Origin of the sequence: Halomonas sp. SS10-MC5 (assembly GCF_015992245.1) — a bacterium.
In the GTDB taxonomy this organism is placed as follows: domain Bacteria; phylum Pseudomonadota; class Gammaproteobacteria; order Pseudomonadales; family Halomonadaceae; genus Halomonas; species Halomonas sulfidoxydans.
Map to the genome: position 1 here is coordinate 2,423,415 of NZ_CP065435.1, position 20,016 is coordinate 2,443,430.

The following is a 20,016-nucleotide window of genomic DNA, read 5'->3' on the forward strand; positions in this document are numbered from 1 at the left end:
GCCAAATGCCGCCAATGGCGTTAGCATTCGCACAGTCAGAAAACCTTTTTCTTATAGGAAAAACATCATGAGCTCGATCCCTGCCAACCTGCGCTACAACGACAGCCACGAGTGGGTGCTGGACAATGGCGACGGCACCGTCACCATCGGCATCACCGACCACGCCCAGGAAGCCCTGGGAGACGTCGTGTTCGTCGAACTTCCCGAAGTGGGACGTACCCTGCAGAAAGGTGAGGAGTTCGGCGTGATCGAATCGGTCAAGGCCGCCTCCGACCTCTACGCCCCGCTGGCCGGCGAGATCGTCGAGGTCAACGAAGCCCTCGAGGAAGCGCCCGAGACCGTCAACGAAGCGCCTTACGAAGGTGGCTGGATCATGAAGGTTCGCGTCGAGGATGCGGCCGCGGTGGAAGCGCTGCTGGATGCCGAGGCGTACCAGGCCGTGGTCGACAGCGACGCCTGAGGTCGCACCCGACCGCGACACAGCGATGCCCCCGGCCCGGCGACCGGGCACCTCCAATCGCCGGGCATTCACCACTATGTACAGGGTTCTCCATGGCTTACTACAACCGCCGCCTGGCCGAACTGGCCGATCATGACGCCTTCATCCGCCGCCACAACGGCCCCGGAGCCGAAGATGTAGCCGCCATGCTGGCGGCGCTGGACATGGACAGCCTCGAGACGCTGGTCGAGCGCACGGTACCGGCGGACATCCGCCTGGGCCGCGAACTCGATCTCGACCCGCCGCGCAGCGAAGCCGAGGCGCTCGACTACCTCAGGCGCCTGGCGCGCCAGAACAAGGTCTTCAAGACCTACATCGGCCAGGGCTACTACAACACGCATGTACCCGCCGTGATCCAGCGCAACGTGCTGGAGAACCCGGGCTGGTACACCGCCTACACCCCCTACCAGCCGGAAATCGCCCAGGGCCGCCTCGAGGGGCTGCTCAACTTCCAGCAGATGGTGATGGACCTCACCGGCATGGAGCTGGCCAACGCCTCGCTGCTCGACGAGGCCACCGCCGCCGCCGAGGCCATGGCGCTGTGCCAGCGCGCCAACAAGAAGTCGAAGAGCAACGCCTTCTTCGTCGCCGACGACGTGCTGCCGCAGACGCTGGACGTGGTGCGCACCCGCGCCCACTACTTCGGTTTCGAGCTGATCGTCGGCCCCGCCGAGAGCCTGGCCGAGCACGACGTGTTCGGCGCCCTGCTGCAGTATCCCGGCGAGAGCGGCCGCGTCCACGACCTCGCCCCGCTGCTCGCCGCCGCGCGCGAAAAGAACGTGATGACCTGCGTGGCCGCCGACATCATGAGCCTGGTGCTGCTCAAGGAGCCGGGCGCGCTCGGCGCCGACATCGTGGTCGGCAACTCCCAGCGCTTCGGCGTACCGATGGGCTACGGCGGCCCCCACGCCGCCTACTTCGCCACCACCGACAAGCTCAAGCGCTCGATCCCGGGCCGCATCATCGGCGTGTCCAAGGACAGCCGCGGCAACACCGCCCTGCGCATGGCCATGCAGACCCGCGAGCAGCATATCCGCCGCGAGAAGGCCACCTCCAACATCTGCACCGCCCAGGCGCTGCTGGCCAACATCGCCGGCTTCTATGCCGTCTACCACGGCGCCGAAGGCCTCACCACCATCGCCACGCGCATCCACCGCCTCACCACCATCCTGGCCGAAGGCCTGAAGGCCAAGGGCGTGGCGCTGGTGCACGACAGCTGGTTCGACACCCTGCGCCTGACCGGCGTCGATGCCGGCAAGATCCACGGCCGCGCGCTGACCCACGAGATCAACCTGCGCTATTTCGACAACGGCGACATCGGCGTCAGCCTGGACGAGACCACCACCGCCCACGATCTCGACGCGCTGTTCGACGTGTTGCTCGACGAGGAGCACGGCCTCTCCGTCACTGCCCTGGACGAACAGGTGGCCAGCCGGGGCATCAGCGGCATTCCCGCCGCCAGCCGTCGCCAGAGCGAGTTCCTGACGCACCCGACCTTCCAGCGCTACCGCAGCGAGACCGAGATGCTGCGCTATCTCAAGCGCCTGGAGAACAAGGATCTCTCGCTCACCCATGCGATGATCCCGCTGGGCTCGTGCACCATGAAGCTCAACGCCACCAGCGAGATGATTCCCATCACCTGGCCCGAGTTCGGCCAGCTGCACCCCTTCGTACCGCAGGATCAGGCGGTCGGCTACAAGCAGATGATCGACGAGCTGGCGGCCTTCCTGGTCGAGATCACCGGCTACGACCACATCTCGATGCAGCCCAACTCCGGCGCCCAGGGCGAGTACGCCGGCCTGGTGGCCATCCGCCGCTACCAGGCCGCCCAGGGCCAGGGGCACCGCGACGTGTGCCTGATCCCGAGCTCGGCCCACGGCACCAACCCCGCCTCCGCCGCCATGGCGCAGATGAAGGTGGTGGTAGTGGAGTGCGACGAGATCGGCAACATCGACCTCGACGACCTGCGCGCCAAGGCCGAGCAGCACAGCGACGCGCTCTCCGCGATCATGCTCACCTACCCCTCGACCCACGGCGTGTTCGAGGAGGGCGTTCGCGAGGCGTGCGCCCTCGTCCATCGCCACGGCGGCCAGGTCTACATCGATGGCGCCAACATGAACGCCCAGGTGGGCCTGTCCCGCCCCGGCGACTTCGGCGGCGACGTCAGCCACCTCAACCTGCACAAGACGTTCTGCATCCCTCACGGCGGCGGCGGTCCGGGCATGGGCCCCATCGGCGTCAAGGCGCACCTGGCGCCCTACGTCTCCAACCACGTGGTCACGCCGATCCCCGGCGTGAAGGAGCACTGCGGCGCGGTCTCGGCGGCGGCCTACGGCAGCGCCTCGATCCTGCCGATCTCCTGGGCCTACATCAAGATGATGGGCGCGCGCGGCCTGCGCCAGGCGACCGAACTGGCCATCCTCAACGCCAACTACGTCGCCAGGCGCCTCGAGCAGCACTACCCGGTGCTCTATCGCGGCGTCAACGGCACCGTGGCCCACGAGTGCATCATCGACATCCGCCCGCTCAAGGCGGCCTCGGGCATCAGCGAGGAAGACATCGCCAAGCGCCTCATGGACTACGGCTTCCACGCCCCCACCATGTCCTTCCCGGTGCCCGGCACGCTGATGGTGGAGCCCACCGAATCGGAGTCGCGCTACGAGATCGACCGCTTCTGCGACGCCATGATCGCCATCCGCGAGGAGATCGCCCGGGTCGAGCGCGGCGAGTGGCCGGTCGACGACAACCCGCTGGTGAACGCCCCGCATACCATGGCCGACCTGATGGACCCGGCCTGGGAACGCCCCTACTCGCGCGAGGTTGGCGCCTTCCCCGCGGAAGCGGTCAAGGCAGCCAAGTACTGGCCGGCGGTCAATCGCGTCGACAACGTCTTCGGCGACCGCCAGCTGATCTGCTCATGCCCGAGCATCGACGAGTACCGCGACTGACGCGCCGCTGACGGTAGCAGCAAAGCGAAACGGCCCGCCGAGCGATCGGCGGGCCGTTTGCCATGCGGATCGAAGCCGGTCAAGCCGCTACAGCGGCGAGGCGACTTCGCCGTAGCCGAAGCGCTCGCGCATGCGCTGTTCGCGAAAGCCCTCCAGCAGCCGCGCATAGCGGCGCGGCATCTTGGTGCCGGTGCGCGTGACCAGGTGCAGCGTCTCGTACTCCGTGACCGGCAGGTCGAGCTCCTTGACCTGGCGCTGCCAGGGCGAGGTCTCCAGCACCAGTCGCGACACCACGGTGAAGCCGAGGCCGCGGGCCACCGCGTCCATCACCATGCTCACCTCGTTGGTGAAGCCCTGGCGCCGGAACTGGCTCATGGAGCGAAACTCCTCGGCAAAGTTGCTGCGCAGCAGCGCCCCGGCGTGGTTGATGCCGTCGGAGTAGTTGAGAAAGCCGATGCCCATCAGCTCGGCCAGCGAGGTGCCGGCGAAGTCGGCCGGCACCACCAGGCACAGCGGCTCCTGATGCCACAGTTTGCAGTCCAGCTCCGGGTGGCGAATCGGTTCGGTGACGATCCCCAGGTCGTGGCGGCCGGCCAGCACGTCCGAGACGATCTCATGGCTGAAGGCGAAGCTGTAGTTGACCGTCAGCCCCGGTGACATCTGCTGCTGGCCGAGGATGTAGGGGTAGAACATCAGGCCGACGCTGCCGGGCGACGCGATCCGGCACTCGCCGGTATCGAGCGCATCGTCATCCAGCGAATGGCGGAACTGCTCGTGCTCGGCGAACAGGCGCAGGCCGTAGTCGTAGGCGCGGCGCCCGGCTTCGGTAAGGGTGAAGCGCCGCCCCTGACGCTCGAGCAGCGGCTTGTCGAGGTACTGCTCGAGCTTGCGCACATGCTGGCTGACGCCCGGCTGGGTCATGTCGAGATGGCGCGCGGTTCGCGTGAAGCTGCCGGTTTCGACCAGGGTGATGAAGGTACGGAAATACTGGGCGTTGAACATGGCGCATCGCATCGCTTGCATGGGCGGTCAGGGGCCGAGACCGGATGCCGTCATCCTACCATCGCGAGCCCCGCGGCGCAGCGCTGCGCCATTCCCGCCGGCGTGATAGCATCGGATCACGACTCGATGAACACGACTCGATGACCATTGCATGAACCCTGTCCACCCCGCACGCGACAGGGCGCAAGCCCACCACAAGGATCGTTTCATGCCCGATACCATCTCCGCCACCATCTCGCCGTTGCGAAGCCTGGAAGTGCTCTCGCAGCACGAGGTCAATCGCCTGCGCGACACCTCCAAGGCCGGCCTGCACGACCTGCTGCGGCGCTGTTCGCTCGCCGTGCTCAGCTCCGGCAGCATGACCGACGACAGCCTGGTGCTGATGGAGACCTACCACGATTTCGACATCGAGGTGATCCAGCAGGACCGCGGCATCCGGCTCAAGGTGACCAACGCGCCGGCCGAGGCCTTCGTCGACGGCAAGATGATCCGCGGGATCCGCGAGCACCTCTCCTCGGTGCTGCGCGACATCATCTACGTCTACAACGAGATCCAGCACCACCAGCGGTTCGACCTGACCACGGGCGAAGGCACCACCAACGCGGTGTTTCACATCCTGCGCAAGGCCGGCACGATGAAGCCCGGCCGCGACCCCGGCATCGTGGTGTGCTGGGGCGGCCATTCGATCACTCGCGAGGAGTACGAGTACACCAAGGACGTCGGCTACCACCTCGGCCTGCGCGAGCTGGACATCTGCACCGGCTGCGGCCCCGGCGCCATGAAGGGACCGATGAAGGGGGCCAACCTGGCGCACGCCAAGCAGCGCATCGGCGACGGCCGCTACCTGGGCATTTCCGAGCCCGGCATCATCGCCGCCGAAGCGCCCAACCCGCTGGTCAACGAGCTGGTGGTCATGCCCGACATCGAAAAGCGCCTCGAGGCCTTCGTGCGCCTGGGCCACGGCATCGTGGTCTTCCCCGGCGGCGTCGGCACGGCCGAGGAGATCCTCTACCTGCTGGGTATCCTGCTCCACCCCGACAACCACGACATGGAGCTGCCGGTCATCTTCACCGGCCCGGCCAATTCCGCCGACTACTTCCAGCGCATCGACGAGTTCCTGGTCTATACCCTCGGCGAAGCGGTGCGCAGCAAGTACCGGATCATCGTCGACGACCCTGTCGAAGTCGCCCGCACCATGCGCCAGGGCATCGACAGCGTCACCGAGTTCCGCCGCGCCCACCAGGACGCCTTCCACTTCAACTGGCGGTTGACCGTCGCGCGCAACTTCCAGGAAACCTTCGAACCGACCCATGGCGCAATGGCCGGCCTCGCACTGCACCGCAACCAGCCGGTGCACGAGCTGGCGGCCAACCTGCGGCGCGCGTTCTCGGGCATCGTGGCCGGCAACGTGAAGGAGCACGGCTTGCGCGCGATCGAAGCGCACGGCCCCTTCCAACTGCACGCCGAGTCAGAGCTGATGCGGCGCCTGGACGAGCTGCTCGGCTCCTTCGTCGCCCAGGGCCGCATGAAGCTGCCCGGACAGGAGTACGAACCCTGCTACCGGCTGGTGTAAGCGAAAAGCAAGGCCCAGGCGCCGGCCGCGCCCGGCGCCTGGGCCTCAGCCCTGGGCGCCGAGAGGGCGCCACCAGAGCCACAAGGCATGCAACAGCAACCCGAGGGTGGCGCCATGGGCAATCAGCAGCTGCCAGCTCACCCAGTCGGTGAACAGCGCATGCCAGAGCCCCATCGCGGCCAGACCGGCGACCAGCGACAGAGCCAGTCGCTTGCCCAGCAGCGGCAGCCGGGCGCGCTCGCCGGCGCCCAGCATGCGCCAGTTCCCCACCGCCACCACCGCCACCACGGCAATGACGATCGCGATCAGGGCAAGGCGGTTGTCGTGGCCGCCGGCGAGGTAGCGTGGCACGGTGGCCAACATCAGGATCAGCAGGCCCGCCAGCAGGCTCAGCCGTTCCGCGGTGGGAGCGGTCATCTCAGGCCACCGTGAGCTGCTGGGTTTCGATCCACTCCTCGGCCCAGGGCAGCGCGGCATCGTCGGCCATGAACGTTTCCATGGCGTCGACCTCCAGCCGCTCCCCCAGGCGAGTGGCACCCAGCCCCTCCAGCATCTCGTCGAGGCGACGACCGGCGCCGCAGAAGGTATCGCCATAGGAGCTGTCGCCCAGGGCGATCACGCCGTAGCGCAGCCCCACCAGCGACGGGCTCTGCTCATCCAACCCGCGGGCGAAGGGCACGAAGTTGCCGGGAAAGTCGCCGCTGCCGGTGGTGGACACGCAGAAAAGCGCCAGATCGGGCGGCGCCTCGGTCAGGTCGGCAAGGGCAGGCTGCTCGAGGATGGCGGTGTCATAGCCGGCCGCCTCGAACAGCGGAGCGACCTGTTCGGCGACATCGAGGGCACCGCCATACATGGTTCCTACGAAGATCTTCAGCATTGGCATGTCGGGGATAAACCTGAATCATTCAACGACATGATACCACGACGCAGGCGGATGCCGCAGTTCGGCCGACGCCTCGCCCCCGGGCGACGAGGTGCCGCATGCAGGCCGCGCCATGCCCGAGTATAATGGTCGGCCTTTCGTGCGAGGAGGCGACATGCTGCAGACGCAGACGTTCGAAGCCTGGATCACCCCCCTGCTCATCGGTGGGCTGATCCTGTTCATGTGCTTCATCATCTGGGACCTGGCCAAGAAATCCCAGGCCGGCCGCTTTGGCACCCTCATGCTCTTCGTGGTGCTCGGCGCGGGCATGATGGGCTACATCCTCAAGGTGGTGGTCACCTGGGTGATGGAGAACGGCGGGGGCGTGTAGCGAGCGGGATGCCACCCGGCAGGTGGCATCCCGCTGCATCGTCAGCTTGGCGGCGAGCCTTCGTAGCGCTCCACCTGGCTCTTGAGCTTCTGCCCCGGGCGGAATGTCACCACGCGACGCGCCGAGATGGGGATCTCCTCGCCGGTCTTCGGGTTGCGCCCGGGACGCTCACGCTTGTCGCGCAGGTCGAAGTTGCCGAACCCCGACAGCTTCACCTGTTCGTTCTCGCGCAGGCACGCCCGGATCTCCTCGAAGAAAGCCTCTACCATGGCCTTGGCTTCGCGCTTGGTCAGCCCCAGCTCGGCGTGAAGGTGTTCGGCCAGCTCCGCCTTGGTCAACGCTCCCATGTCACCTCCTCAGAATGGCGGTCCAGCCCGCCGCCTTGACGACACCCATCGATCCCCTACGCTCATCCGCGCAGCTCGGCCCCCAGATGCTGATGCGACTCGGCGACGATGGCATCGACCAACTGATTGATTTCATCGTCATTCAGCGTGCGCGAAGGATGCTGCCAGGTCAAGCCCAGGGCAACACTCTTGCTGCCTTCGGGTACGCCCTTGCCCTGGTAGACGTCGAACAGGCGCAGCTCCTGCAGCCACTCCCCCGCCTGATCGCGAACGCAGTCCAGCAGCGCCTGCACCGGCCGCTCCTCGCCCAGCAGGAAGGCCAGGTCGCGGCGCACTTCCGGATAGCGCGACAGCGGCTCGAACCTGGGCAGGACCCCATGGGTCAGCGCGTCCTGGCGCACCTCGAACAGGAACGCCTCGGTCTTGAGCCCCAACTCGGCCTTGACCCCCGGGTGCAGCGCCCCGATCCAGCCGACCGCCTCGCCGCGGTAGACGATCCGCGCGCTCTGCCCCGGATGCAGCGCCGGATGCTCGCCGGGCTCGAAGCGCCAGGCGCCCTCCTCGCCGCCCAACGCGATCAGGCTCTCCAGGTCGCCCTTGAGGTCGAAGAAGTCGACCTTGTCGCGGCCGCCGCTCCAGCCTTCGGGGAAGCGCTCGCCGCAGACCAGCGCCCCGACCATCGGGGTCTGATCGAGCTGATCCAGGTCGCCGCGGAACACCAGGCCGGTCTCGAACAGGCGCACCCGAGTCTGCTGGCGGTTGAGGTTGTACTCCAGCGCTCGCACCAGCCCCGGAAACAGGCTCGCCCGCATCACCGCGAGATCGCTGGAGATGGGGTTGGCCAGTCGCGGCGACACCGCATCGGGCAGCAGCAGCTGCTGCAGCTCGGGGGCGACGAAGCTATAGGTGACGGCCTCCTGGTAGCCACGCGCCACCATCTGGCGGCGCAGGCGCGCCAGGGGCGTACGCGCCTCGTGATCGGGGCGCAGCGCCAGCCGCGCCGCCGGGCGACGCACCGGCAGGCGGTTGTAGCCGTGGATGCGCGCCACCTCCTCGATCAGGTCCTCCTCGATGGCGATGTCGAAACGCCAGCTCGGCACCCGCGCCTGCCAGCCCGCCTCGGTGGCGCTCACCTGCAAGCCCAGCCGCTCGAGGATCTCCTGCACCTCTGCGGACGGCAGCGCCTTGCACAGCGCCTGCTCCAATCGCGCGGCACGCAGCGTCACCTCGCGCTCGGCGGGCAGGTGCGCTGCGCTGGCCACCTCCACCAGCGGCCCCGGCTCGCCGCCGGTGATGGCGAGCAGCAGCGCCGTGGCGCGCTCGACCGCTTCACGCGTGAGCTGCGGGTCGACGCCGCGTTCGAAGCGATGCGACGCATCGGTGTGCAGCCCGTAGGAGCGCGCCTGCCCCGCCACCGCCAGCGGCGAGAAGAAGGCCGATTCGAGGAAGATGTCGCGCGTCGCCGGTCCGACACCGGAATGCTCGCCGCCCATCACTCCAGCGATCGCCAGCGGGCCACGCTCGTCGGCAATCACCAGCGTCGACGCCTCCAGGGTGATCTCCTGGCCATCGAGCAGGATCAGCCGTTCGCCCTGCCGCGCCAGCCGCACCACCACCGCACCGTGCAGGTTGTCGCGATCGAAGGCATGCAGCGGCTGGCCGAGCTCGAGCATCACGTAGTTGGTCACGTCGACCACCGGGTCGATCGAGCGGATGCCGCTGCGCCGCAGGCGCTCGACCATCCACAGCGGCGTGGCCGCAGTGACGTCGACCCCCTTGATCAGCCGGCCGATGTAGCGCGGGCAGCGTTCGGGGTCCTCGACACGAACCGGGAAGGTCTCGTCATGGCCGGCGGCCACCGGCTCGATGGCGGGCGGCGTGACCGGCAGCCGGTTGAGCACGCCGACCTCCCGCGCCAGCCCCTTGAGGCTCAGGCAGTCGCCACGGTTCGGGGTCAGGTCGACCTCGACGGTATGGTCGTCGAGCCCCATCCAGGCGCGGAAATCCTCACCGGCCGGCGCATCGGCGGGCAGCACCAGGATGCCCCCGGAGGTTTCCTCGGCCAGCCCCAGCTCGGAAGCCGAGCAGATCATTCCACGCGACTCGACGCCGCGCAGCTTGGCCTGCTTGATCTTGAAGTCGCCGGGCAGCACCGCTCCCACCCGGGCAAAGGGCACCTTCTGCCCTATTGCCACGTTGGTCGCACCGCATACCACCTGCACCGGCTCGCCATCGCCATCGACCACCTGGCAGACATTGAGCTTGTCGGCATCGGGATGCGGCTGCTTGTCGACCACCTCGGCGACGACGACGCCGCTGAAGGCCGAGGCCACGGGCTCGACGGCATCCACCTCCAGGCCGGCCATGGTGATCTGGTCGGCCAGCCCCTGTACGCCCAGCTGCGGGGACACCCACTCACGCAGCCACTGTTCGGAAAATTTCATGGCAAATCCTGTGTTCTGCAGCGGTCGGTCAAGCGAACTGGCGCAGGAAGCGCAGGTCGTTGTCGAAGAACATGCGCAGGTCGTTGACGCCGTAGCGCAGCATGGCCAGGCGCTCGGCGCCCATGCCGAAGGCGAAGCCCTTGTAGCGCTCCGCATCGATGCCGGAGTGACGGAACACCTCCGGATGCACCATGCCGCAGCCCATCACCTCGAGCCAGCCGCTGTGCGAGCAGACCCGGCAGCCCTCGCCCGAGCACATCACGCACTGGATGTCGACCTCGGCGGAGGGCTCGGTGAAGGGGAAATAGGAGGGCCGGAAGCGCACCGACAGGTCGTCACGCTCGAAGAAGGCGTGGAGGAAATCCTCGATGGTGCCCTTGAGGTCGGCGAAGCTCACGTCCTCGTCCACCAGCAGGCCCTCGACCTGGTGGAACATCGGCGTGTGGGTCAGGTCGGAGTCGCTGCGGTAGACCCGCCCCGGGCAGACGATGCGGATCGGCGGCGCCTGCTCCTTCATCGTGCGTACCTGTACCGGCGAGGTGTGGGTACGCAGCAGGCGCGTGGCGTCGAAGTAGAAGGTATCGGCCATGCCCCGCGCCGGATGGTGCGCCGGGATGTTGAGGGCCTCGAAGTTGTGGTAGTCGTCCTCCACTTCCGGCCCCACGGCGACGTCGTAGCCGATGCGGCTGAACAGCCCCTCGATACGCTCCAGGGTCAGGGTGACCGGATGCAGCCCGCCGCTGGCCTGGCCGCGCCCCGGCAGGGTCACGTCGATGCGCTCCGCGGCCAGCTGCGCCTCGAGCGCTGCCTTCGACAGCGCCTTGCGCCGGGCGTCGAGCTCCTCGGCCAGGGCCTGCTTGGCCTGGTTGATGCGCTCGCCCGCCGCCGGGCGCTCGTCCGCCGGCAGCTTGCCCAGCCCCTTGAGCTGGGCGGTGATCTCGCCTTTCTTGCCGAGGTAGCGCACGCGCAGCTCATCGAGCGCCGCGATGCTCTCGGCGGCCTGGATGGCCTGACGGGCCTCGGTGACCAATGTCGGTAGATGGTCCATCCGCTGAGCTCCGAAATCGTTGATTCTACTGTTCACGCGTCAATGTTGCGTGGCGAAGGATGCCATGGGCGATCCTCGACGCCGCGCCAGCGACGGTCCGTAGCGTGACCCATGAGGGGGGCCACAAAAAACAGGGGAAGAGCGGCTGCTCTTCCCCTGCGACGGTCTGGCATCGTGGCGGACCGGCCTGGGCCGGCCCGACGCCATCGGCCGATGTCACTTACTGGGCAGCCTTGGCCTTCTCGACGATGGCGGCAAAGGCAGCCTTCTCGTGAACGGCCAGGTCGGCCAGCACCTTGCGGTCGATCTCGATACCGGCCTTCTTCAGCCCACCGACGAAGCGGCTGTAGGACAGGCCGTGCTGACGGGCGCCGGCGTTGATACGCTGGATCCACAGGGCACGGAACTGGCGCTTGCGCTGACGGCGGTCGCGGTAGGCATACTGACCGGCCTTGATGACAGCCTGCTTGGCCACGCGGAAGACGCGCGAACGGGCACCGTAGTAGCCCTTGGCCAGCTTGAGAACTTTCTTGTGACGACGACGAGCGACGACACCACGCTTGACACGAGTCATGGCTTTCTCCTGACGTTAAAGTGGGGCAACCAGAGGCTTACAGATTCGGCAGCATGCGCTGAATCAGGGCCTTGTCGGCGTCGTGGATCTGCTTCATACCGCGCAGCTGACGCTTCCGCTTGGTCGACTTCTTGGTCAGGATGTGGCTACGGAACGACTGCTTGTGCTTGAAGCCGTTGGCCGTCTTCTTGAAGCGCTTGGCAGCGCCGCTGTTGCTCTTGATTTTCGGCATGAGACTAACTCCGCTCGAGATTTTTCAGAAAATCCGGGGCCGCCGGCCGGCATAAGCCGACCCGCCGTTTGACTGGCCTTCGGATCACTTCTTCTTGGGGGCAATGATCATGGTCATCTGGCGCCCTTCCATCTTGGGGAAGGACTCCACGGTCCCGATCTCCTCGAGATCCGCGGCGATCCGCTCCATCAGCTTGCGGCCGATGTCCTGGTGCGCCATTTCACGGCCGCGAAAACGCAGCGTGACCTTGCCCTTGTCGCCACCTTCGAGGAAGCGAATCAGGTTACGAAGCTTGACCTGATAGTCGCCCTCGTCGGTGCCAGGCCGGAATTTGACTTCCTTGACCTGAATCTGCTTCGTCTTCTTCTTCTGGGCAGCCTTCTGCTTCTTCTGCTCGAAGACGAATTTACCGTAATCCATGATCTTGCAGACGATCGGATCGGCGTTGGAAATCTGGACGAGGTCTAGACCGGCCGCTTCGGCGCGCTCGAGCGCTTCGCTGGTCGGCACAATGCCCAGCTGCTCGCCGTCGCTATCGATCAGGCGTACCTGATCCTCGGTTATCCGCTCGTTCATTGGGGGGCGCTTGTCCTGAGGACGTCCGCGCTGGCTGCTTCGCTTGATCGTTCCGTCTCCGTTCCGGTAATTGACGATGTCGTTACCAACCTGTCTTTACCAACCTGTGCTCACCAACCTTCTTCCCGCGCCCGCCCGATGAAGGCGTCGACGGTCATGGTGCCCAGGTCTTCGCCGGTGCGGGTACGCACGGCAACCGAGTCGGCTTCGACTTCCTTATCTCCTACCACCAGGAGATAGGGAACCTTCTGCAACGTATGTTCGCGGATTTTAAAGCCGATCTTCTCGTTCCTCAAGTCCGCCTTGACTCGCAGGCCAATTTTCTGCAAGCGCCGCTCCAGCGCGACGGCATAATCGCGCTGGGCGTCGGTGATGTTCATCACCACCGCCTGCTCCGGCGCCAGCCACAGCGGCATGGCCCCGGCGTAGTGCTCGATCAGGATGCCGATGAAACGCTCCATCGAGCCCACAATGGCGCGATGCAGCATCACCGGGGGCTTGCGATCCCCCTCTTCGGTCACGTACTGGGCGCCAAGGCGGGTCGGCATCATGAAGTCGACCTGCATGGTACCGACCTGCCACTCGCGGCCGAGACAATCCTTCATGTGGTACTCGATCTTGGGGCCGTAGAAGGCCCCCTCGCCGGGCAGCTCCTCCCACTCCACCTCGCAGGCCGAGAGCGCCCCGCGCAGCGCGGCTTCGGCGCGGTCCCAGACGTCGTCGCCGCCCAGCCGCTTGTCGGGCCGCAGGGCGATCTTGACCGCGATGTCCTCGAAGCCGAAGTCACGATACACCTTCAGCGCCTGGCGATGAAACGCCGTCACCTCGGGCTCGATCTGCGCCTCGGTGCAGAACACGTGCCCGTCGTCCTGGGTGAAGGCGCGCACGCGCATGATGCCGTGCAGCGCCCCCGACGGCTCGTTGCGATGGCAACCGCCGAACTCGCCGTAGCGCACTGGCAGCTCGCGGTAGCTGCGCAGGCCCGAATTGAAGACCTGGACGTGCCCCGGGCAGTTCATCGGCTTGAGCGCATACTCACGCTTCTCGGACTCGGTGAAGAACATGTTCTCGGCGTAGTTGTCCCAGTGGCCGGACTTCTTCCACAGCGAGACGTCCATGATCTGCGGGCAACGAATCTCCTGGTAGCCCCCCTCGCGGTAGACGTTGCGCATGTACTGCTCGACGATCTGCCACAGCGTCCACCCCTTGGGGTGCCAGAACACCATGCCCGGCGCCTCTTCCTGCATGTGGAAGTAGTCGAGCTTGCGCGCCAGCTTGCGGTGGTCGCGCTTCTCGGCCTCCTCGAGACGCTGCAGGTAGGCCTTGAGCTGCTTTTTGTCGCCCCAGGCGGTGCCGTAGATGCGGGTCAGCATAGGCTTGCTGGCATCGCCGCGCCAGTAGGCACCGGCCAGCTTGGTCAGCTTGAACGCCTTCAGGTGCCGGGTGTTGGGCACGTGGGGGCCCCGGCACATGTCGGTGTATTCCTTGTGGTAATAGAGGCGGATGGTCTCGCCTTCGGGGATCTCGCGGATGATCTCCTGCTTGTAGGGCTCGTCACGGTGCAGGAAGGTCACCATCGCCTTGTCGCGATCGACGTATTCACGCACCACGTCGTACTCGCTGTCGATCAGCGCCTTCATGCGCTCCTCGATGGCGGCCAGATCGTCCGGCGTCACCGAGCGGCCGAAGTCGATGTCGTAGTAGAAACCGTCCTCGATCACCGGGCCGATGGCCATCTTGGCCTCGGGATAGAGCTGCTTGACGGCGTGCCCGATCAGGTGGGCGCAAGAATGGCGGATGACCTCCAGCCCCTCGGGGTCACGAGCGGTGATGATCGCCACCTCGGCGTCGTGCTCGATGAGGTCGGCGGCATCGACCAGCACGCCGTCGATCTTGCCGGCCACGCAGGCCTTGGCCAGACCGGGGCCGATGGACTCGGCAAGCTGCATCACGCTAATGGGTTCGTCGAAGGTTCTCTGGCTGCCGTCCGGCAGGGTCACGATGGGCATGAAGCGTCCTTTGCGCAGTGGTGATCCATACCAGGGATCACATGTCGCGGTTGATAGCAGTACGAAAATTGATGGCGAAGCAAAAACGTCGTCGGCCGACGAAGCGTGCAGCCCACCCACTACCCTGGGCGATACGGGTGCCGTACCAGCCGGCCCCGCCACACGTCGCGGCAGCCGACAAGACTAACAGAATCGGGCCCGACTGCGCCATGGCACATGTCGACCCGCCGGCGCAAACGCAACAGGGGCACCCGGAGGTGCCCCTGTTGCTGCGCCGTTCACCGGGCGCTGGGCCCGGTGGAAGCCGCGATCAATCCCAGTTCAGGATCTCGACGCGACGGTTCTGAGCGCGACCTTCGTCGGTCTCGTTGGTCGCGATCGGCTGCTCTTCGCCAAAGCCGCGAGTCGTCATGCGATTCTCGGCGATGCCGCGAGACACCAGGAAGTCGCGAACGGAATCGGCGCGACGCTGGGACAGGTCCTGGTTGTACTGGGCCGAACCAATGTGGTCGGTATGGCCTTCGATGCGTACGCGCAGGTTGGGGTTGTCACGCAGAGTGCGAGCCACCTGATCCAGGGTCTGATGCGCACCGGGGCGGATCTCGGCGGAGTCGAAGGCGAAGGTGACTTCGCTATCCAGCGTCACGGGCTCGAACTCGGTTACCGGCGCGGGCTCGGGTTCGGGCTCGGGCATCGGCTCAGCCACCGGCTCGGGCTCGGGTGAGCGGTCGGCACACAGCAGGCCGCCAATCGCGGCACCGGCCACCGCACCGGTCGCAGCGCCTTGTTCCTCGTCGGATTCACCGCTGGTCGCATAGCCGATGCTGCCGCCGACCAAGCCACCCGCGATACCGCAGACCACGGGCTGCTGGTACCAGGCGTTTCCGCTCGAGGCAGTGGACGTGCCACCCGCCCGGTCACCACCGCGCTGGAAATCGGTGGCACAGCCGGAGAGGCCGATCACCAGTGCAGAACCCAACAGCAAGCCAGTCGTTGATTTTTTCATTGCAAGACTCCTTCTTGATTTCATCTCGGGGCTATGCAGAAGCGAACTCCCCGAAGGTCAGGACACTCATTGACCCAACGGCTTCAAGTGTAGGCCTTTATTGGCCTTGCTCAAAGCGCCGCCACACTCCATTCGTTGACCATTGTGGCGAATTTTGCCAGAAAAAACCCGTCCAATGGCCAATAAGTAGCTTGGTGAAGTGCGCCGGACGCCGCCAACATACCTTGGTGTAAAGTGTTTGTATAGCTTCAATGCAGGCCGTCCGGCCAGGCACGGCGAAACCTCAGGATCTCTTCCGCCGCCGCCAGTACCGGCTGACGCCACTCCGCCTCGACCTCGAGGCGCTCGCGGTCCTCACGCATCCGCTCGCGCGGCGCAAGCTGTTTGCGCGCGGAGTGAGTATGCAGGTGCCGGGTGCGGGCGTAAACCTCACCGAAGGCCTGGAAACCGGGCCTCTCGATCAGGCTGGGGTCGAGGATGTCGAGCAGCAGCTTGCAGCGCCAGGCCCCCTCGGTGACGTCCACCTGCTCCTGTAGCAGTGACGAGGCGACGATCTCGAGGTTGGCCAGGCAGTTCTCGTGGGCGCGGCGAAGCTCCTCCTCGTGAAAGACCTGCCGTCGCCTCACCTCCTGCCACAGGGTGAAGGCATAGGCGGCCAGGCCGGCCACGATGGCCAAGCCCAGGCCGAGCAGGATCCATGCCGTTGTCGTCGTCATCGAATCTCCCGGCTGACGAAATGATCCGCGCAATTGTAACGCAAGCGGAACGCGGACACAGGCCCCGACCACGCTTCCGATGGTAAGGAATTGTCGCGCTGGCTTGAGTCAGGCCGACAGTCCCCCCCTGAACGCGAAGAGGGCCCGACGGGGCCCTCCTCATGCTTCGGCAAGCGACCGCTACATGACCCAGAAGCCGGTGTAGTGATCCAGCAACAGCACGCCGAACACGCCCAGGATATAGCGGATCGAGAACCAGAAGGCCGCCAGCGGGGCTTGGGGGTCCGCGCCGCGCCAGACCTTCCAGTTCCAGTACATGAAGCGCAGGTTCAGCGCCATGACGCCGACCAGGTAGACGGCACCGCTCATGCCGATGGCGAACGGCAGCAGCGTCACGGCCACGGTCAGCCAGCCGTAGAGCCATACCTGCAGCCGCGTGAACGCCTCGCCGTGGGTCACCGGCAGCATCGGCACCCCGGCCCGGGCGTACTCGTCGCGCTTGTGGATCGCCAGCGCCCAGAAGTGCGGCGGCGTCCAGGCGAACACGATCAGCACCAGCAACAGCGGCTCCGGCCCCAGGTGCCCGGTGACTGCCGTCCAGCCGAGCATGGGGGGCGCCGCACCGGCCACGCCGCCGATCACGATGTTCTGCGGCGTCGCGCGCTTGAGGAACGCCGTATAGATGAGCGCGTAGCCGATCAACGAGCCCAGCGTCAGCCAGGCCGTCAGCGCATTGACCTGCCACAGCAGCAGGCTGATGCCGGCCACCGAGAGCAGCGACGCCCAGGCCAGCGCCAGGGCCGTCGGCATGCGCCGGCTCGCCAGGGGGCGCTGCGAGGTGCGCAGCATCATCGCATCGAGCCGGCGATCGACCACGTGATTGAACGCCGCGGCCCCGCCGGCGGCCATGCCGATTCCGGCCAGCCCATACACGACCGTGGCCAGTGCCGGCAACGTCGGTGTCGCCAGCGCCATGCCCACCAGCGCGCACACCAGCATCACCACCACCACCCTGGGCTTGCATAGTGTGAGCAGGTCCTGCCAGCTCCAGTCGGACGCCTCCCACTGGGCCAGCAATACGCGCTTCACACCCGCCCGCTTCATCAGCGCGTTAGCCATTCACCCACTCCTTGTCTCGTCGTGTCGAACCCACGGCCTCGATGGCCGTCTCCCGCCAGCGCCATACCGTGATCGTCAGCAGCATGACCAGTGCCACGGCCCCGGCCGTGTGCAGCAGCGCCAACCACAGCGGCAACCACAGCAGAACGTTGGCAATGCCCAACCCCAGTTGCACAACATAGGCGACGACCAGGCCCGCCAGCCAGGGTCGCATGCGCGCGTTCGCCCAATGGCGTAGCGCCAGCGTCAGCAGCGCCAGCCCCAGCAGCAGCGCGCCGATGCGGTGCCCCTGGTGGATGGCGGTGCGGGCATCGGCGTGGAGCTGGCCATACAGGTAGTTCGGCCCTACCGTCTGGGTCAGGTGGAAGCCTTCGCTCCAGTCCATCGCCGGCCACCACTGGCCGTTGCAGGTCGGGAACCCCTGGCAGGCGATGCCGGCATAGTTGCTGGAGACCCAGCCCCCCAGCGCCAGCTGCAGCACCAGCAGCACAATGGCTACCCCCCACAGCGGCGTGAGGCGACGCCTCGGCGCTCCTGGCGCATGCCCCTTGGCAAACCGGCGCAGGCCCAGGTGCAGCCACAGGAACAGCAGCAACACCGTGAGTCCACCCAGCAGGTGCAGCGTCACCACCTGCGGCCACAGCTTGAGCGTCACGGTGAAGGCGCCGAAGGCACCCTGCAGCAGGATCACCGCGAGCAGCGCCAGATGGATGACCCACGGGTAGCCGGCGCGGCGCCGCAGGCCGGCCCCCAGGGCCAGCAGCGCGATCACCAGCAGGCCGAGCGTCGAGGCCAGGTAGCGATGGATCATCTCGACCCAGGCCTTGAACGCCTCCAGCGGTGCATCCGGCGAATGGGCCATGGCGCGCTCGGCGTCCGGTACCACCAGGCCGCCGTAGCATCCCGGCCAGTCGGGACAGCCGAGCCCCGCATCGACCAGCCGCGTCCAGGCGCCGATCAGCACGACGACCGTGGTGAAGACGACGCCGAGCAGGCTGAGATTCAGCAGCCAGCGCAGGCGGCGCGAATGCGAGGCCTCGAGCATCATTGGGATGGGGGCATCCTGCATGTCCGACGTCCTGGTTCCTGTCATGTACCGGTACCTTGTCATAGGGACTTTCTGGCCGCCAGGCGGGAGGGCCGCTCAGTGTCGCTCGCCGTCCAGTTGGGTCACCGCACGCCGGTCCGGATTGCGTTTCAACAGGTGGCCGAGATCGTCGAACACGTCGCGCTGCGACACCCCCTTCGCGTAACTCAGGACCGCCCGCCCTTCGGGGTCGAGCAGCCAGATGTCGCCCGGCTCCTGCCACTCGGGACGCTCCCGCCACTGGGTCACCGTTTCACCCGGCAGGGCCTCCGGCGTCCCGCCGATCCGCAGCCGGCTGACGCGCGGCGCTTCCCGCCCCAGCGCACGGTGCATGCGCCACCAGCGGTCCGCTTCGGCGCTGCAGTCGCGGCTACAGTCGAACGCCAGGATCCAGTCGCCGCCGTCCAGCGTCGCATGGCGCTCCTCCAGCGGCCACTCCGCCAGCACCGGCACGGCGGGCGCCAGCTCGCCGTGCGCCGTGCGCTGCTCGGGAATGCCGATGCGCCACTGCACCATGACCCAGGCCGTCACCATCGGCAGGGCGAAGACCGCGATCAGGGCGAACAGCTTGAGGCGCTGGCGTTGTACGTTCATTGCGTGCTGCACGAAGATCTCCCGCTAGTTGTCGCTGCCCGGGGCATCGCGACCGGCCCGCCGTTCGCTGGCCAGTCGGCGCCCCCCGATGAGCATCACCGCCAGCGCTGCCAGCGCCAGCCCCCACCACTGCACCGCATAGCCGACGTGCCGCCCGGGCGGCACCACGCTGGGCTGCCACCAGGGCGCCAGCCGCCCCGGCCCCTCCTCGAGATGCAGCCAACCCGGGTGAGCGAAGCCCCCCGGCAGGTCCCACTCTGCGAGGTCGATGCGCTGCAGGCGCTGGCCTTCACGGTTCGGTCCGAACAGCGGCGGCCCGTCCCCGGCGGCCTGCCAACGCCCGTGCACGCGCACCTCGCCCGCGGGAGTCGCGGCGGTCGGCGTCTCGCGGCTCGGGCCCGTGGGCAGGAAGCCGCGCTGCACCAGCCACAGGCGCCCCGCCTCGTCGCGCAGCGGCGTGAGCACGGCCACGCCGAGCTGCCCTTCGTGGGTGCGGTTGTCGAGAAACAGGGTCTCCTGGGCCAGGTATTCGCCGCGCAGGGTCAGGCGGGCGCCCTCCGGCGGCATCTCGCTGGGTGACTCCAGCGTTGGCGCCGCGTCGAGCCGGGCCAGGTAGCGGCGCTTGTCGTCGGCCCGTTCCCACTGCCATAGTCCGAGGCACAGCCCCACAGTCACCAACAACGACCAGAGCAGGTACCACAGGCCCAGCCGCCCCCCGAGCAGACGCGGCGTCGGCCTCCCGCCTGCCTTGGCTCCCTGACCTTCGATGGAGTGCCCCATGTTTCTCAAGACCCTGATCGCCGTTCTGTTCCTGGCCATGCTGGCCAGCCTGGCAGCCGGCGTCGGTTTCCTGCTGCGCGACGACAGCCAGTCCCGCCGCCTGCTGATCTCGCTGAAGGTTCGCGTCACCCTCGCGGCGCTGCTGATCGCCCTGCTCTTCTACGGCTTCTTCTTCGGCGGCCTGGGCGAGGCATGAACCCGGGCCGCCG

The 20,016-nt window shown here is 66.9% G+C and carries 21 protein-coding genes; 5 read left to right on the top strand and 16 right to left on the bottom strand.

Annotated elements, in window-relative coordinates:
- Positions 1 to 67 precede the first annotated feature (67 nt).
- Together gcvH and gcvP are read left to right on the top strand one after the other, a co-directional pair.
- Positions 68 to 460: a glycine cleavage system protein GcvH gene (gene gcvH / locus I4484_RS11390; protein ID WP_197447427.1), complete on the top strand. Its 393-nt coding sequence runs from the start codon at positions 68 to 70 to the stop codon at positions 458 to 460.
- A gap of 92 nt (positions 461 to 552) precedes the next feature.
- Complete coding sequence (gene gcvP / locus I4484_RS11395) at positions 553 to 3,447, top strand: aminomethyl-transferring glycine dehydrogenase (protein WP_197447428.1); 2,895 nt, start codon at positions 553 to 555, stop codon at positions 3,445 to 3,447.
- Positions 3,448 to 3,534: 87 nt separating this feature from the next.
- Here gcvP and I4484_RS11400 read toward each other — a convergent pair whose 3' ends face one another.
- The gene (locus I4484_RS11400) at positions 3,535 to 4,449 is read right to left on the bottom strand and encodes a LysR family transcriptional regulator (protein ID WP_197451007.1); all 915 of its coding nucleotides are present in this window, start codon (positions 4,447 to 4,449) and stop codon (positions 3,535 to 3,537) included.
- A 208-nt stretch (positions 4,450 to 4,657) separates the two neighbouring features.
- Between I4484_RS11400 and ppnN the strand changes: the two genes are divergently transcribed.
- Positions 4,658 to 6,022, top strand: a complete 1,365-nt coding sequence (gene ppnN, locus I4484_RS11405) for a nucleotide 5'-monophosphate nucleosidase PpnN (RefSeq protein WP_267956286.1) — start codon at positions 4,658 to 4,660, stop codon at positions 6,020 to 6,022.
- 45 nt (positions 6,023 to 6,067) lie between these two features.
- On the opposite strand, the gene I4484_RS11410 is transcribed toward ppnN, so the two are convergent.
- On the bottom strand, positions 6,068 to 6,439 hold the full coding sequence (locus I4484_RS11410; protein ID WP_197447429.1) for a hypothetical protein: 372 nt from the start codon (positions 6,437 to 6,439) through the stop codon (positions 6,068 to 6,070).
- Position 6,440: 1 nt separating this feature from the next.
- On the bottom strand, positions 6,441 to 6,905 hold the full coding sequence (locus I4484_RS11415; protein ID WP_197447430.1) for a flavodoxin domain-containing protein: 465 nt from the start codon (positions 6,903 to 6,905) through the stop codon (positions 6,441 to 6,443).
- 154 nt (positions 6,906 to 7,059) lie between these two features.
- On the opposite strand from I4484_RS11415, the gene I4484_RS11420 reads away from it, so the two are divergent.
- Positions 7,060 to 7,275 (top strand): DUF2788 domain-containing protein, encoded by a 216-nt coding sequence (locus I4484_RS11420; protein ID WP_197447431.1) that lies wholly within the window; start codon positions 7,060 to 7,062, stop codon positions 7,273 to 7,275.
- Between the two features lie 41 nt (positions 7,276 to 7,316).
- Here the strand turns inward: I4484_RS11420 and ihfA are convergent, their stop codons facing one another.
- The 13 genes from ihfA to I4484_RS11485 form a co-directional block, all read right to left on the bottom strand.
- A complete protein-coding gene (gene ihfA, locus I4484_RS11425) occupies positions 7,317 to 7,622 on the bottom strand; it encodes an integration host factor subunit alpha (protein WP_111411771.1) in 306 nt (101 codons plus the stop codon).
- A 62-nt stretch (positions 7,623 to 7,684) separates the two neighbouring features.
- Complete coding sequence (gene pheT / locus I4484_RS11430) at positions 7,685 to 10,066, bottom strand: phenylalanine--tRNA ligase subunit beta (protein ID WP_197447432.1); 2,382 nt, start codon at positions 10,064 to 10,066, stop codon at positions 7,685 to 7,687.
- A gap of 28 nt (positions 10,067 to 10,094) precedes the next feature.
- Positions 10,095 to 11,114, bottom strand: a complete 1,020-nt coding sequence (pheS, locus tag I4484_RS11435; RefSeq protein ID WP_197447433.1) for a phenylalanine--tRNA ligase subunit alpha — start codon at positions 11,112 to 11,114, stop codon at positions 10,095 to 10,097.
- Positions 11,115 to 11,334: 220 nt separating this feature from the next.
- Positions 11,335 to 11,688, bottom strand: a complete 354-nt coding sequence (rplT, locus tag I4484_RS11440) for a 50S ribosomal protein L20 (RefSeq protein ID WP_104203667.1) — start codon at positions 11,686 to 11,688, stop codon at positions 11,335 to 11,337.
- A gap of 37 nt (positions 11,689 to 11,725) precedes the next feature.
- Positions 11,726 to 11,920: a 50S ribosomal protein L35 gene (rpmI, locus tag I4484_RS11445; protein WP_089725334.1), complete on the bottom strand. Its 195-nt coding sequence runs from the start codon at positions 11,918 to 11,920 to the stop codon at positions 11,726 to 11,728.
- A gap of 84 nt (positions 11,921 to 12,004) precedes the next feature.
- Entirely contained in the window at positions 12,005 to 12,544 is a 540-nt protein-coding gene (infC, locus tag I4484_RS11450) for a translation initiation factor IF-3 (protein ID WP_276571228.1), read from the bottom strand.
- A 62-nt stretch (positions 12,545 to 12,606) separates the two neighbouring features.
- Positions 12,607 to 14,505: a threonine--tRNA ligase gene (gene thrS / locus I4484_RS11455; RefSeq protein WP_197447435.1), complete on the bottom strand. Its 1,899-nt coding sequence runs from the start codon at positions 14,503 to 14,505 to the stop codon at positions 12,607 to 12,609.
- 310 nt (positions 14,506 to 14,815) lie between these two features.
- A complete protein-coding gene (locus tag I4484_RS11460; protein ID WP_197447436.1) occupies positions 14,816 to 15,511 on the bottom strand; it encodes an OmpA family protein in 696 nt (231 codons plus the stop codon).
- Between the two features lie 248 nt (positions 15,512 to 15,759).
- Positions 15,760 to 16,227 carry a DUF2489 domain-containing protein gene (locus I4484_RS11465; RefSeq protein WP_197447437.1) on the bottom strand — a complete coding sequence of 156 codons (468 nt, stop codon included), beginning with the start codon at positions 16,225 to 16,227 and terminating at the stop codon, positions 15,760 to 15,762.
- 180 nt (positions 16,228 to 16,407) lie between these two features.
- Positions 16,408 to 17,331, bottom strand: a complete 924-nt coding sequence (gene cyoE, locus I4484_RS11470) for a heme o synthase (RefSeq protein ID WP_197451009.1) — start codon at positions 17,329 to 17,331, stop codon at positions 16,408 to 16,410.
- 7 nt (positions 17,332 to 17,338) lie between these two features.
- Positions 17,339 to 18,415 (bottom strand): heme A synthase, encoded by a 1,077-nt coding sequence (locus I4484_RS11475; RefSeq protein WP_234283486.1) that lies wholly within the window; start codon positions 18,413 to 18,415, stop codon positions 17,339 to 17,341.
- Positions 18,416 to 18,490: 75 nt separating this feature from the next.
- Complete coding sequence (locus I4484_RS11480) at positions 18,491 to 19,039, bottom strand: hypothetical protein (protein ID WP_234283485.1); 549 nt, start codon at positions 19,037 to 19,039, stop codon at positions 18,491 to 18,493.
- Between the two features lie 12 nt (positions 19,040 to 19,051).
- Entirely contained in the window at positions 19,052 to 19,807 is a 756-nt protein-coding gene (locus tag I4484_RS11485; protein ID WP_197447438.1) for an SURF1 family protein, read from the bottom strand.
- On the opposite strand from I4484_RS11485, the gene I4484_RS11490 reads away from it, so the two are divergent.
- On the top strand, positions 19,806 to 20,003 hold the full coding sequence (locus tag I4484_RS11490; RefSeq protein ID WP_197447439.1) for a DUF2909 family protein: 198 nt from the start codon (positions 19,806 to 19,808) through the stop codon (positions 20,001 to 20,003). The genes I4484_RS11485 and I4484_RS11490 overlap by 2 nt on opposite strands.
- The last annotated feature ends 13 nt before the right edge of the window (positions 20,004 to 20,016 follow it).